12 protein-coding genes and 2 pseudogenes are annotated in these 12,918 nt (G+C 66.9%); 7 read left to right on the top strand and 7 right to left on the bottom strand.

Features of this window, described 5'->3' with window-relative positions; genetic code table 11:
* The first annotated feature begins 270 nt into the window (after positions 1-270).
* Genes FQS62_RS03595 through FQS62_RS03625 form a run of 7 tightly spaced genes read left to right on the top strand, consistent with a single transcriptional unit; the run spans position 271 to position 5,071 of the window.
* Positions 271-891 carry a LemA family protein gene (locus FQS62_RS03595; RefSeq protein WP_099589459.1) on the top strand — a complete coding sequence of 207 codons (621 nt, stop codon included), beginning with the start codon at positions 271-273 and terminating at the stop codon, positions 889-891.
* A 3-nt stretch (positions 892-894) separates the two neighbouring features.
* Positions 895-1,782, top strand: coding sequence for a TPM domain-containing protein (locus FQS62_RS03600; protein WP_208043364.1), 888 nt, complete (start codon positions 895-897; stop codon positions 1,780-1,782).
* Positions 1,782-2,276 (top strand): TPM domain-containing protein, encoded by a 495-nt coding sequence (locus FQS62_RS03605; protein WP_049446399.1) that lies wholly within the window; start codon positions 1,782-1,784, stop codon positions 2,274-2,276. Before FQS62_RS03600 ends, FQS62_RS03605 begins: the two co-directional genes overlap by 1 nt.
* 51 nt (positions 2,277-2,327) lie before the next feature.
* On the top strand, positions 2,328-3,215 hold the full coding sequence (gene lgt / locus FQS62_RS03610) for a prolipoprotein diacylglyceryl transferase (protein WP_049446397.1): 888 nt from the start codon (positions 2,328-2,330) through the stop codon (positions 3,213-3,215).
* Entirely contained in the window at positions 3,212-4,006 is a 795-nt protein-coding gene (locus FQS62_RS03615; protein WP_049446395.1) for a thymidylate synthase, read from the top strand. The genes lgt and FQS62_RS03615 overlap by 4 nt, the downstream gene beginning before the upstream one ends.
* The gene (locus tag FQS62_RS03620; protein ID WP_226053549.1) at positions 4,003-4,566 is read left to right on the top strand and encodes a hypothetical protein; all 564 of its coding nucleotides are present in this window, start codon (positions 4,003-4,005) and stop codon (positions 4,564-4,566) included. The genes FQS62_RS03615 and FQS62_RS03620 overlap by 4 nt, the downstream gene beginning before the upstream one ends.
* 13 nt (positions 4,567-4,579) lie before the next feature.
* The gene (locus FQS62_RS03625) at positions 4,580-5,071 is read left to right on the top strand and encodes a dihydrofolate reductase (protein ID WP_099589462.1); all 492 of its coding nucleotides are present in this window, start codon (positions 4,580-4,582) and stop codon (positions 5,069-5,071) included.
* A gap of 88 nt (positions 5,072-5,159) precedes the next feature.
* Here the strand turns inward: FQS62_RS03625 and FQS62_RS03630 are convergent, their stop codons facing one another.
* The 7 genes and pseudogenes from FQS62_RS03630 to lptD all read right to left on the bottom strand — a co-directional run bounded on the left by FQS62_RS03630 (position 5,160) and on the right by lptD (position 12,869).
* On the bottom strand, positions 5,160-5,807 hold the full coding sequence (locus tag FQS62_RS03630) for a DUF1287 domain-containing protein (protein ID WP_049446391.1): 648 nt from the start codon (positions 5,805-5,807) through the stop codon (positions 5,160-5,162).
* Positions 5,804-6,832, bottom strand: a complete 1,029-nt coding sequence (locus tag FQS62_RS03635) for a symmetrical bis(5'-nucleosyl)-tetraphosphatase (protein ID WP_099589463.1) — start codon at positions 6,830-6,832, stop codon at positions 5,804-5,806. Before FQS62_RS03635 ends, FQS62_RS03630 begins: the two co-directional genes overlap by 4 nt.
* Positions 6,833-6,847: 15 nt before the next feature.
* The gene (gene apaG, locus FQS62_RS03640) at positions 6,848-7,231 is read right to left on the bottom strand and encodes a Co2+/Mg2+ efflux facilitator ApaG/CorD (protein WP_049446387.1); all 384 of its coding nucleotides are present in this window, start codon (positions 7,229-7,231) and stop codon (positions 6,848-6,850) included.
* A gap of 13 nt (positions 7,232-7,244) precedes the next feature.
* Positions 7,245-8,047: pseudogene (rsmA, locus tag FQS62_RS03645) on the bottom strand (16S rRNA (adenine(1518)-N(6)/adenine(1519)-N(6))-dimethyltransferase RsmA).
* Entirely contained in the window at positions 8,044-9,024 is a 981-nt protein-coding gene (gene pdxA, locus FQS62_RS03650; RefSeq protein WP_208043363.1) for a 4-hydroxythreonine-4-phosphate dehydrogenase PdxA, read from the bottom strand. Before pdxA ends, rsmA begins: the two are co-directional and overlap by 4 nt.
* Before the next feature lie 18 nt (positions 9,025-9,042).
* Positions 9,043-10,371, bottom strand: a pseudogene (locus tag FQS62_RS03655) (peptidylprolyl isomerase); the annotation flags it as partial.
* Positions 10,368-12,869 (bottom strand): LPS-assembly protein LptD, encoded by a 2,502-nt coding sequence (gene lptD, locus FQS62_RS03660; protein ID WP_080392963.1) that lies wholly within the window; start codon positions 12,867-12,869, stop codon positions 10,368-10,370. The pseudogene FQS62_RS03655 and the gene lptD, both read right to left, overlap by 4 nt.
* Between the last annotated feature and the right edge of the window lie 49 nt (positions 12,870-12,918).

Below are 12,918 nucleotides of genomic sequence, written 5' to 3' on the forward strand. Positions count from 1 at the left end.
CGTTTTGCTTTTGATTTTTCTTTTGATCTTCCCGCGGTGCGCAGGAAACCGTATGAGGCCGGGCGGGTGGGCGTGGCGGGGGTATCCGCGCCATGGATGGCGCGGCTAAGCCTCCAGGGACGGATTCACGGCGTCCCCCGCCATGCCCACCCGCCCGGACTACTCAGGCGATCCATGAGCATGGCCACCGCGGAGGGGGCGGCGCCCGATGGCCGGTCTTTCACCCGAACCGTGGCATGCTCGGCGCCAAGCCCACCCGGAACCTCCGCCATGCGCCTGTTCACCCGTGTCCTGCCCCTGATGCTGCTGGCCTCCCTGCTGTCCGGCTGCGGCTACAACGCCATCCAGCAGAAGGATGAAGCGGTCAAGGCCAGCTGGTCGGAGGTCATCAACCAGTACAAGCGCCGCGCCGACCTGGTGCCCAATCTGGTGCAGACCGTGAAGGGCTTCGCCAGCCAGGAAGAACGCGTGCTGACCGAAGTCACCAACGCCCGTTCGCGTGTCGGCCAGATCAACGTCAATGCCGACGACGAAGCCTCGCTCAAGCAGTTCCAGCAGGCCCAGGGCGAACTGGGCAGCGCGCTGTCGCGGCTGCTGGTGGTCACCGAGAACTACCCGGAGCTGAAGTCCAACCAGAACTTCCGCGACCTGCAGGCGCAGCTGGAAGGTACCGAGAACCGGGTCACCGTCGCCCGCGGCCGTTACATCCAGCAGGTGCAGGACTACAACACCTACATCCGCTCGTTCCCGCAGGTGATCACCGCCAAGATCTTCGGCTACAAGACCAAGCCGAATTTCACGGTGGAAAACGAAGCGCAGATCTCCAACGCGCCGGCGGTCGATTTCGGCAACACGCCGCAGCAGCAGCCGGCACCGCAGCCGGGGCACTGATCGATGCGCCTGGCCACTGCGCTGCTGGCCCTGCTGCTGTGGCTGCCGCTGGCCTCGCATGCACAGCAGTTGGCGCCGGTTCCTGCGCTGGATTCGCCGGTGGTCGACACCACCGGCACGCTGGATGCCACGCAGAAGCAGGCGCTGGTGCAGCAGGCGATCGAGTTGCAGCAGCGCAAGGGCAGCCAGCTGCAGGTGCTGGTGGTGCCCACTACCCAGCCGGAGGACATCGCGCAGTACACCACGCGGGTCTTCGACCAATGGCAGATCGGCCGCAAGGGCGTGGATGACGGCGTGCTGCTGGTGGTGGCCAAGGACGACCGGCGCGTGCGCATCGAGCCGGGCTACGGTCTTGAAGGTGCCATCCCCGATGCCATCGCCAACCGGGTCATCCAGGAATACCTGGTGCCGCGCTTCCGCAGCGGTGACTACGCAGGTGGTATCACCGACGCCACCGGCGTGCTGGTCAAGCTGATCGACGGCGAAACGCTGCCTGCGCCGGTCAGCAGCCAGCGTGGCCGCGAGCCCGAGGGTGGCGGTGATACCTGGTTCCTGGCGCTGTTCATCGGTGTGTTCGCTGGCAGCATCCTGCGCGGCGTGTTCTCGCGCGTGCCGCGTCCGCTGCGTGGCCTGCTCGGCGGTGCCGGTGCGGCGCTGGCGGCGTTCCTGTTCACCTCCACGCTGCTGGCCAGTGGCCTGGCAGGCGTCGTAGGGCTGATCGTGGCCATGCTCTCCGGTCACCCGGGCCGCTTTGCCGGTGGCGGCGGCTGGGGAGGTGGCAGCTGGGGCGGCGGAGGCGGCTTCGGCGGGGGCGGTGGATTCGGTGGCGGCGGCGGCTGGGGTGGCGGTGGTGGCCGCTCCGGTGGTGGCGGTGCTTCGGGGAGCTGGTGATGATCCAACGACTGTGTCGTCATGTGTTTTCGCCGTCGGTACGGCGCGCTTTCCCGCCGGCCACGCTGCAGGCGATCACCGAGGCAATCGCAGCCGGTGAGCAGCGCCACGGCGGGCAGGTGATGTTCGCGGTGGAAGCGGACCTGCCGCTGGCCGCGCTGTGGCACAAGGTCACCCCGCGCCAGGCCGCCGAGCATGCGTTTGCGCGCCTGCGCACCTGGGATACCACCCACAACAATGGCGTTCTGATCTACCTGCTGCTGGCTGACCATGCCATCGAGATCGTTGCCGACCGTGGCCTGCAGGGCCGGGTCAGCGCCGCACAGTGGCAGCGGGTCTGCACCCACCTGCGCGAGGGCCTGCGTGGTTCCCATCCGGTGGAGGCGCTGCAGGATGCCATCGACGAGGTCTCCAGCCTGATCGAAGGGCACTTTCCGGCCTCGACGCGGTCGAACGATGACGCGTTGCCGAACTCGCCCCAGCTCCTTGGTTGAGCCGGGGCGGCGCTGGCCCGAGAATAGGCGTTCAACCGCAAGGCACCTTCCATGATCTATTTCCACGACATCGACCCCATCGCCCTCTCGCTGGGGCCGATCAAGGTGCATTGGTACGGCATCATGTACCTGCTCGGCTTCACTGCAGCGTGGCTGCTGGGCCGCAAGCGCATCGCCGATGGGCGCCTGCCGGGCGTCGATGCCAACGGCTTCTCCGACCTGCTGTTCTACGCCATGCTCGGCGTGGTGCTGGGCGGGCGCGTCGGCTACATGCTGTTCTACGCGCTGGGTGATTTCCTGCACAACCCGCTGTTGCTGTTCAAGGTATGGGATGGCGGCATGAGCTTCCACGGCGGCCTGCTGGGCGTGCTGGGCGCCTGCTGGTGGTGGTCGCGCAAGCACAGGCTGCATTTCTTCGACACCATGGATTTCATGGCGCCGCTGGTGCCACTGGGCCTGGGCTTCGGGCGCATCGGCAACTTCATCGGTGCCGAGCTGTGGGGCAAGTACACCGACGGTACCTGGGGCGTGGTGTTCCCGTCCGGCCTGCCGGCGCCGCTGAACCAGCTCGACCACGCCACCCTGCAGGCGCAGTTCGCCAGCGGCGCGCTGAACCAGTTCGCGCGCCATCCGTCGCAGCTGTATGAAGCGTTCCTGGAAGGCCTGGTGATGTTCATCGTGCTGTGGGCCGTGTCGGCCAAGCCACGTCACCGCTATCTGGTGGGTGGCCTGTTCGCGCTGATGTACGGTCTGTTCCGCTTCGCGGTGGAGTTCGTGCGCATGCCCGACAACGGCGTCTACGTGGCCTTCGACTGGCTGACGCGCGGCCAGATCCTCAGCCTGCCGCTGATCGCCTTCGGCCTGGTGCTGCTGGTGATGTCGCGCCGCGCGCCGGTGCTGCAGCCGCAGCTGCCGGTGGCTGTCGAGGGCAAGGCATGAAGGCTTACCTGGACCTGCTCTCGCACGTGCTCGAGCACGGCGCCGAGAAGAGCGACCGCACCGGCACCGGCACCCGCAGCGTGTTTGGCTGGCAGATGCGTTTCAACCTGGCCGAAGGCTTCCCGCTGGTCACCACCAAGAAACTGCACCTGCGCTCGATCATCCATGAGCTGCTGTGGTTCCTGAAAGGCGACACCAACATCGGTTACCTGAAGGAAAACCAGGTGCGGATCTGGGACGAGTGGGCCGACGCGAAAGGCGACCTCGGCCCGGTCTACGGCAAGCAGTGGCGCAGCTGGGCCACCGCCGATGGCGACGAGATCGACCAGATGCAGTGGCTGGTGGACGAGATCAAGCGCAATCCCGATTCGCGGCGGCTGGTGGTCAGTGCCTGGAACGTGGGCGAGCTTTCGCAGATGGCGCTGATGCCGTGCCACAACCTGTTCCAGTTCTACGTGGTGGACGGCAAGCTCAGCTGCCAGCTGTACCAGCGCAGCGGCGACATCTTCCTGGGCGTGCCGTTCAACATCGCCAGTTACGCGCTGCTGACCCACATGGTGGCGCAGGCCACCGGCCTGGGCGTGGGTGATTTCGTGCATACGCTGGGCGATGCGCACCTGTATTCGAACCACTTCGAGCAGGCGCGCGAGCAGCTGTCGCGTGAACCGCGCGCGCTGCCCAAGCTGTGGTTGAACCCGGAGGTGACCGACCTGTTCGGTTTCCAGTTCGACGACATCCGCATCGACGGCTACGATCCGCACCCGACCATCAAGGCGCCGGTGGCGGTATGAGTATCCGTCTGATTTCCAGCGGCCTGCTGGGCCTGTGCGGCATGCTGCCGCTGGCCATGGTGCAGGCCGGATCGGCCGATGCGCTGTCGTTGGCCCGGCAGGTCAATGAGCAGATCGTGCACAAGCACATGCGCGAGGGAGTGCAGGCGTTCGCCGGGGCATTCAACGGCAGCACGATGATGCCCCAGGATGTGCCGGAAGGCTGCCGGGCGCAGATGCGTGAGGCGGCAACCGGCATGTACAAGGCGATGACCGAGCACCTGAAGGCCGGTATCGAAGATCCGGCCTATCAGCGCACGCTCGAGCAGCAGCTTGCCACCGTCTATTCCAGTGACCAGTTGCAGGCATTTCTGGCACGTCGTGCCAGCACCGACACGGCTGCGTTGTCGGCAGACATCCTGTCGGGACCGGGCCTGAAAGATATCGAAGAGGCGCAGAAGCAGAAGATCCTCGGTGGCCTGGATGAGCACTCCACGTCCAGCCCTGCGCTGGCGGCGGCGTTGCAGGCCGCCAGTGCCGCCAACGCTGCCTGCGAACGCCTGCAGATCGACGCCAGCTGAGGAGGTGGTCGTAATGAAGCTGTCGATGATCGTGGCGCTGGACCGCAACCGTGGCATCGGCCAGGGCAATGCAATGCCCTGGCACCTGCCGGATGATTTCAAACACTTCAAGGCGCTCACCCTGGGCAAGCCGATCCTGATGGGCCGCAAGACGGCCGAGTCGATCGGCCGCGTGTTGCCGGGGCGGACCAACCTGGTGCTGACCCGCAGCGGCCAGGTGCCGTTCGAGGGCATGCGGGCGGTGGCGTCGCTGGACGAGGCGAAGGCGATTGCCGAAGGCGAGGGCGCCAGCGAGCTGTGCATCATCGGCGGCGGCGAGATCTTCCACCAGCTGCTGGACCAGGCCAGTGACCTGTACCTGACCTGGGTGGATGCCGAAGTCCCTGCCGATACCCATTTCCCCAAAGTGGACGTGCAGGACTGGCGGGAAGTGAGCAGCGAGCCGCACCCGGCCGACGAACGACACGCCTACGCGTTCCGCTTCGTGCACTACGTGCGCCGCTGAAGATGGTTTCCTGTAGAGCCGAGCCATGCTCGGCTGCTGTTGCCGGACACATCCCGTAGCCGAGCATGGCTCGGCTCTACAGGATTGCCTACGGCCTCCGGTAATGCCCGATGATGGTGTGCTGGAACAGCAGGTTCTCTTCGCGCGTGCCGCGCGCGATGTTGTGCAGCACCAGCGGTGTGCCATTGGCCAGGCGCCGGTCGGAGACGATGCCCACGTGCAGCAGGCCGTTGCCGTTGAGCTTCCACGCGACGATGTCGCCGGCCGCGTAGTCGGCGGCGAGGGCCGTGATCGGTTGCTGCCAGCCCTGCCGCTCGAACCAGCGCATCAGGTTCGGTACGCGACGATGATCGATGTTGCGATCCGGTCGTGACAGGCCCCAGATCGTGGGATAGGCGCTGAAGTTGCCGCGCATGTCTTCGTGCACGCGCGCCTGCAGGTCCAGGCCCTGGCTGCGCAGGGCGCGCACCAGCACGTCGGTGCACACGCCGCGATCAATCGGGACATCTCCGCCGGGATAGGCCAGCACCTGATAGGCAGGGTCGTAGCGGGTGGTGACGCCGATCTGCGCGCGCGCTGCAGCCACCAGTGGCGGCGAAGGCGCCTGCGGTTGCGATGGCGTGTGGTCTGCATTCCTGCCGCCGGTGGGAGTCGGGGCCGAAGTGGGCTGGCAGCCGCCGGCCAGGGCCAGCGTCAGCAGCAGCACCGTCCATGGTGCCCAGCCACGCCGCATCATGCCTGCGGCGCTGCGCCGTTGTTGTTGGGACCGCCGGAACCACCGCCGCCACCGCCGCCACCTCGACGGCGACGACGACGCGGGCCACGGTTGCCGGGGTTGGCAGCGGGGGCACTGCCGCCACCCTGTTCCTTGCCCTGCACCGCAGCGACGGGACGCTCGTGCGCTGGTCGCGCCGGCGGTCGTGCATGCGGCACTGGTGCCGGCACATCGCGGCCTGGCACCTGCACCACGCGCAGCTCATCGGTATCGAGCTGGATCGCGGTCAGCTTGCCGCCCCAGACCGCACCGGTGTCGATGGCGTGCACGCCCTGGGTGATGGTCAGGCCCAGCGCCGACCAGTGGCCGCAGACGACCTTGAGGTCACGCTCGACCCGGCCCGGCACTTCGAACCACGGGTACAGCCCCTGTTCCTGCGTGCCCGGCGTGCCCTTGTCCTCGATACCGATGCGCCCGCGCGGGGTGCAGTAGCGCATGCGGGTGAGCACGTTGATGATCGCGCGCGAGCGGTCGTAGCCGGACAGGTTGGGCGCCCAGCTCGGCTTGTCGCCGTACATGTTGCGGAACAACTTGCGGTAGCCGGCGCCGTGCAACTGTGCCTCGACTTCGGCCGCATGCTTCTCGGCCATCTGCGTGGTCCACTTCGGCGCCAGGCCGGCGTGCACCATCATCCAGCCCAGTTCGCGGTCCACGTGCACCAGCTTCTGCAGGCGCAGCCAGTCCAGCAGTTCGTCGCGGTCCTCGGCCTGCACGATGCGCAGCAGGTCCGGGTTGACCTTGCGCTGTTCCTCTTCGGTGCGCGCACCGACGGCCAGCAGCGAAAGGTCATGGTTGCCCAGCACCACCACGCTGTGCTCGCGCAGCGAATGCACCAGCCGCAGCGTTTCCAGTGACTGGCCACCCCGGTTGACCAGGTCGCCGCAGAACCACAGGGTGTCCTGGGCCGGGTCGAAACGGATCTTCTCCAGCAGTCGCTGGGTGACGTCATAGCAGCCCTGCAGGTCGCCGATCGCCCACACACTCATCGTTCGGCCTCCGTGTCAGTGCAGGGTACGCGGGACGGCCAGCACGAAAGGTGCGACCGGCGCGGCAAATTCGGTGCCGTCGTCGGCGACCATGTCGTAGTGGCCCTGCATGGTCCCGTGATCGGTCCCCAGCATGACACCGGACGTGTAATGGAAGTCTTCACCGGGACGCAGGCGCGGCTGCTCGCCGATCACCCCGTCGCCATCGACATGCTCGACGCGGCCGTTGGCATCGGTGATGCGCCAGTGGCGTGCGACCAGGCGCGCGGCAACACGTCCCTGGTTGTGGATGCGGATCGTGTAGGCGAACGCATAGCGCCCGTCTTCCGGCGCGGATTGATCGTCGAGGAAGCGCGGTGCGACTTCGACGGAGATGGCGTAAACGTCAGCGTCTTCCATACCGGCAGTGTAATCAGGAGGCATTGGCCAAAGCGATGAATTCGGCCACGTCCAGCTGTTCGGCGCGGGCATCGGGACGCACGCCGGCGGCAACGAACTGTTCGGCGGACACCACGTTGTTCAGGGCGTTGCGCAGGGTCTTGCGGCGTTGCCCGAAGGCGGCCTTGACCACCTCGGCGAAACGCTTGTGGTCGTTGATGTTGATCGTGGCCGGGTCACGCGGCACCAGCCGCACCACGGCCGAATCGACCTTCGGCGGCGGCCGGAACGCGCCCGGCGGCACCACGAACAGCGAGGTCACCTCGCAGTACGCCTGCAGCATCACGCTGAGACGGCCGAATACCTTGCTGCCGGACCGGCGGCCATGCGGTCGACCACTTCCTTCTGCAGCATGAAGTGCATGTCGCGGATGACCGCGGCATGTTCCAGTGCATGGAACAGGATCGGCGAGGAGATGTTGTAGGGCAGGTTGCCGACCAGGCGGATCGGCTGGCCGGCAGCGAGCTCGGTGAAGTCCACGCGCAGCACGTCGCGGTGGACAATGGTCAGCTCGCCCAGCGGCTCGGCGGCGGCGGTGAGCGGCGCGATCAGGTCGCGGTCGAACTCGATTACCGTCAGTTTCGGATGCACGCGCAGCAGCGGCAGGGTGATCGCGCCCTGGCCGGGACCGATCTCGACCAGGCGGTCACCGTCTTTCGGGTTGACCGCCATCACGATCTTGTCGATGTAGTGGCGGTCGGCCAGGAAATGCTGGCCAAGCTGCTTCTTGGCCGGGGCGGTGAACACCGGGCCGGAGGGGGAATGCGGGGAATTCATGCGCTCAGTGTACGTTGCCGCGCAAGCTGCGCACACAGCGTCGTTGCCGCCTGCAGGCTGGAAGGATCGGCAATGCCGCGGCCGGCGAGGTCCAGCGCGGTGCCATGGTCCACCGCCACGCGCGGGTAGGGCAGGCCCAGGGTCAGGTTCACCGCCTGCTCGAAGCCCGAATACTTCAGCACCGGCAGGCCCTGGTCGTGGTACATCGCCAGCACGGTGTCGAAGCCGGTCAGCTTGGCCGGCAGGAAGGCGGTATCGGCTGGCAGCGGCCCGATCAGGTCCATGCCCTCCGCGCGCAGGCGCTGCAGCAGCGGGATGACCAGGTCCAGTTCCTCGCGGCCCAGATGGCCGTCTTCACCGGCATGCGGGTTCAGGCCGAGCACGGCGATGCGTGGCGCGGGCAGACCGAACTCGCGGCGCAGCGCGGCGTGCACGGTGCGCAGGGTGTGTTCCAGGCCGGGCGCAGTGATTGCATCGGCCACCTCGCGCAATGGCAGGTGGGTGGTGGCCAGGGCCACGCGCACGATGGGGTTGGCCAGCATCATCACCACCTTTACCCCGGCCTGGTCGGCCAGCAGTTCGGTGGTGCCGCTGTAGGCGATGCCGCCTTCGTTGATGACCGCCTTGTGCACCGGGCCGGTGACCACGCCGTGCAGTTCGCCGGACAGGCAGGCCTGGCCGGCACCGAGCAGTGCACCGATGACGGCACCGGCATTGGCCGGGTTGGCCTGGCCGAAGTGGCTGGGCACGGTATTGGCCACAACGCGCAGACGCAGATCACCGGGGGCGCGTGCTTCGGCGTCCTCGGGCAGCAGTTGCAGAGGCAGGTTCAGCGCGGCAGCGGCCGCGCGCAGGGTGTCCGGATCGGCGAAGGCCAGCAGCCGGCAATCTTCACGCGGCTGCTGGACAAGGCGGATGCACAGCTCCGGGCCGATCCCGGCGGGCTCGCCCGGTACCAGAGCGAGCTCGGGGCGCATCGGTCAGGACTGCGGCGGGGTCGCGGTGTTTTCCGCGCGGTCGCCGCTGCGGAAGCTGACGTAGGCTTCGCCACGCAGTTCCTGCAGGAAGCGGTTGTACTCGTCTTCCAGCTTGCGGCGCCCGATGGTCTCGCGGACCTGGGCACGCTGGTTGTCGTTGGTCACGTCGGTCTGGCGGGTGGCTACGCGCTGCACGATGTGCCAACCGGCATCGGTACGGAACGGCTGGCTGACGCCGCCATCCTGGATGCCGGAGACCTGCTGGCCGAACGCCGGGCCGAACGCGTCGGCCGGGAACCAGCCCAGATCGCCGCCCTGGCCCTTGCTGTTGTTGTCTTCGGAGGACTCCTTGGCCACGGTCTCGAAGTCCGCGCCACCGGCAATGCGGGCACGCAGGGTATCGATCTTGGCCTTGGCGGCCGCGTCGGTCTGGTGATCGTCCACGCGCACCAGGATGTGGCGGCCGTGGTACTCGGTCACGGTGCTGGCGCCGGCAGCGGCACTGGCATCGCGCACGTCCACCAGCTTCAGCAGCTGGAAGCCGCTGGGGCCACGGATCGGACCGACCACTTCGCCGGGCTTCATCTTTTCCATCATCTGCGCGAACGCCTGCGGAATTTCATCCAGGCTGCGCCAGCCCAGATCGCCGCCTTCCAGCGCATTGGGGCTGTCCGAATAGCGAACGGCGGCCGCGTTGAAGTCCAGCTCGCCCTTGTCCAGCAGGGCCTTCACGCCGTCGGCCTTCTTCTGGCCGGTGGAGATCTGGTCGGCATTGGCGCCGTCGGGCAGGGCAATCAGGATGTGCGCCAGGTGATACTGGTTGCCGACGGTAGCCTGCTGCTTCAGCGCAGCATCGACTTCGCCCTCGCTGACGCTGATGCGGCTCTGCGCGAAGCTCTGGCGCAGGCGCTGCACGGTGATCTCGTCTCGCACCGAAGCGCGGAAATCATTGAAGTCGATGCCGTCATGGGCCAGGCGCTGGCGCAGGGCGTCCAAGGTCGAACCGTTCTGCTGGGCGATGGCATTCATCGCCTGGTTCAGCTCCTGGTCGCCGATACGGATGCCGCTGCCCTGGGCCCGGGCCACCTGCAGCTTGACCAGCACCAGGCGCTCGAGCACCTGACGGCTGAGCACGTCTTCCGGCGGCAGCTGGTTTTCACGGCCGACGTACTGCGCCTTGATGTTGGCGATCGCACGCTGGAGCTCGCTCTGCAGGATCACGTCCTCGTCGACGACGGCGGCGATGCGGTCAAGCGGCTGCGCCTCCTGGGCAAGCACCTGCAGGGGGGCAGACACACTGGACACCGCCAGCAGCGAGGCGAGTAGAACGGGGAAGCGCTTGGTCATGGGATCAGATTCGGATCGTAGTCATCCCGGGTCGCCCCGGTGTTGCTGGGCGGCACCAGATAGAGGTCGTCGCGGTTATAGCCGAGGATAGCACGGCGCAGCGTGCGGTCCGTGTCCTGGCCGATGGAGCTCAGGCCCTTCAGGACGAACTCCACCTGGATGGAGTTGTTCATCTCGCCTTCGCGATTGCGCACATAGCGTCGGCCGACCACACGCACGGCCAGGCAGCAGCTGTCCCACTGCACGCCGCCGATGATTTCCAGCGGCTCCTTGTCCTGCAGCGAGTAGTAATAGCGGCCGACCAGGCTCCAACGCGCGTTCAGCGGGTACAGGAACGACAGGTCGGCCTGCTCCAGCAGGGTCCGGTCATGCTTGTTGGCGCCGGGCAGGGCGCCGGCATTGATGCGGTAGCGGTAGCTCAGGTTGACCACGCCGTCGTTGGGCATCAGGTAGCGGGCACGGACGCTGGCCAGATCCTCGCGCTTGTACTTCGGGTCCCACTGGTAGGTGGCGCCCAGGGTCCAGCGGTCGTTGATCATGTAGTTGCCGTCGGCGATCCAGGCCGACTTGCCCTTTTCCACCGGCGCGCCGCCGGGGGTGACGGTCACCCGCGACTCATCGAAGTACTGGATCTGGCCGATCGAGGCCGAGAAACGTTCCTTGCCGGTGGTCTGGTCGATGAACCGGGTGCTCACCGCCAGGGTCAGCTGGTTGGCGTCGTTCTGGCGGTCGGCGCCGGTATAGCGCGAATCGCGGAACAGCTGGCCCCAGCTGAAGGTGAAGTCACGGGTGTCGAAGATCGGCAGCTCGTCCTGGTTGCGGTACGGCGTGCGCAGGTAGAACAGGCGTGGTTCCAGGGTCTGCAGGAACGACTTGCCGCGGATGCTGGTTTCGCGGTCGAAGAACAGGCCGGCGTCGATGCTGCCGATCGGCAGGCTGCGGCTGGGCGAGGTATTGCCGCGCAGCTGTTCCGGTGTGGCAGTGTTCGGGTCGATGCCTTGCGAACTCAGGATCTGGGCCTGGATGCCTCTCACACCATCCACCAGGCCACGGTCCAGCTGATAGGCGGTGTAGCGGTAGGCCAGGGTCGGGGTCACATACCAGGCCGCGCCGCTGATCGGGAATGACACATACGGCTTCACGTCCAGTCGCGAACCGCCGCTGACACCGACGCCGTCGGTCCACTGCACTCCATTGCGGGTGTACTGCAGATCCTCGCCGGTGCCGACGGCGTTCTTGAAGTTGATGTCGTCGTGGGTGAAGCGCACGGCTTCGGCGTAGATGCCGGTTTCCAGCCATGAACGGACCGGCTTGTCCCAGTTGAAGTACAGGCGCGGCTGGCGGTTGTAGGGCAGGGCGCGCTCGTCGAGGGTGTAGTCGGTCAGCTGCCAGCGGTCGGCCATGATGCCTGCCGTCCAGTTCTGGCCGGTGCCATACAGGCCCACCGTGCTCTGCAGGTTGGAGGCGGTGACCCCGACCAGGCGGTTGGCGAAATCCTCGACATAGCGCTCGTCGCTGACCCAGGCCAGGTTGGCGCGGGCCTGCCAGTGGCTGTCCACGTTGTGGTAGCCGGTGAACATCACCCGGCCGCGGTCACGGTCACGCAGGCGGTCGTTGGGCATGAACGAGGTCAGCACCTCGCCGCGGCCGCCGTTGTAGAGGTAGCGGAACTCGTTGTCGAGCAGCAGGCCGCGCCGGCTCATGTAGCGCGGGGTCAGCGTATCGTCGTAGTTCGGCGCCAGATTGAAGTAGATCGGCTGCGCGTAGTCGAAGCCGTTGCGCCCGGACATGCCCAGCTGCGGGAACAGCAGGCCGGTCTTGCGGCGGTCATCGATCGGGAACTTGAAGTACGGCGCCCACAGCACCGGCACCTTGCCGATGCGAAGCACGGCGTTGCGGGCCGTGCCGAAGCCTTCGTCGTTGTCCACTTCGATCTGCGGCGCCGACAGCTTCCACACCGGCTGCGAGGGGTCGCAGGTGGTGTAGGTGGAGCGGTGCATCTGGCCGACCGCGCCCTGCAGGTCGACCGACTCGGCATCACCGTTGCCCCGGCGCGACACCAGCTGGTACTTGATGTCGGAGATCTTGTGGGTGTCGCTTTCCTGGTTGCCTTCGGCACGCTTGGCGACCATCCGGATCGACCCGTCCTGGTAGCGGACATTGCCGTCGGCGATGTAGTTGCCGGTCTCGGTGTCGAAGCTGAGCTTGTCGGTACCGACGAACTGGTCACCCCGGCGCAGCGCCACGTTGCCCTCGTACTGCGGCACGGTGGTGGTGCCCAGCAGCTGGTCGCCTTCGATGTCGGTCGGCTGGTTCTCGCGGGCGGCCGCGGCGGCAGCCTTGTCCTGGGCCGGGACCGGGGTGGGGGCGTCAGTGAACGCGGGAATGACGTCGGTGGCCGGGCACAGGCCCCAGTTGAGCGGCTTTTCATCGGCCATCGCCGGCAGGCTGATGGCGATGCTCAGAGGCAGGGGAAGCAGGCGGAGGGCTCGGCGCACGCGGTTCGGATTCGGGCGAAAACGGACGGTAGCTTGCCCCATCCCTTGC

The sequence above is a fragment of the Stenotrophomonas sp. SBJS02 genome (assembly GCF_020428325.2).
In the GTDB taxonomy this organism is placed as follows: domain Bacteria; phylum Pseudomonadota; class Gammaproteobacteria; order Xanthomonadales; family Xanthomonadaceae; genus Stenotrophomonas; species Stenotrophomonas africana.

Excerpts from the sequence above, each read along its gene's own strand:
- lgt (WP_049446397.1), top strand. The coding sequence starts at position 2,328 with ATGATCTATTTCCACGACATCGACCCCATCGCCCTCTCGCTGGGGCCG.
- FQS62_RS03620 (WP_226053549.1), top strand. The coding sequence starts at position 4,003 with ATGAGTATCCGTCTGATTTCCAGCGGCCTGCTGGGCCTGTGCGGCATG.
- FQS62_RS03595 (WP_099589459.1), top strand. The coding sequence starts at position 271 with ATGCGCCTGTTCACCCGTGTCCTGCCCCTGATGCTGCTGGCCTCCCTG.
- FQS62_RS03630 (WP_049446391.1), bottom strand. The coding sequence starts at position 5,807 with ATGATGCGGCGTGGCTGGGCACCATGGACGGTGCTGCTGCTGACGCTG.
- apaG (WP_049446387.1), bottom strand. The coding sequence starts at position 7,231 with ATGGAAGACGCTGACGTTTACGCCATCTCCGTCGAAGTCGCACCGCGC.
- FQS62_RS03635 (WP_099589463.1), bottom strand. The coding sequence starts at position 6,832 with ATGAGTGTGTGGGCGATCGGCGACCTGCAGGGCTGCTATGACGTCACC.
- FQS62_RS03600 (WP_208043364.1), top strand. The coding sequence starts at position 895 with ATGCGCCTGGCCACTGCGCTGCTGGCCCTGCTGCTGTGGCTGCCGCTG.
- FQS62_RS03615 (WP_049446395.1), top strand. The coding sequence starts at position 3,212 with ATGAAGGCTTACCTGGACCTGCTCTCGCACGTGCTCGAGCACGGCGCC.
- pdxA (WP_208043363.1), bottom strand. The coding sequence starts at position 9,024 with ATGCGCCCCGAGCTCGCTCTGGTACCGGGCGAGCCCGCCGGGATCGGC.
- FQS62_RS03605 (WP_049446399.1), top strand. The coding sequence starts at position 1,782 with ATGATCCAACGACTGTGTCGTCATGTGTTTTCGCCGTCGGTACGGCGC.
- FQS62_RS03625 (WP_099589462.1), top strand. The coding sequence starts at position 4,580 with ATGAAGCTGTCGATGATCGTGGCGCTGGACCGCAACCGTGGCATCGGC.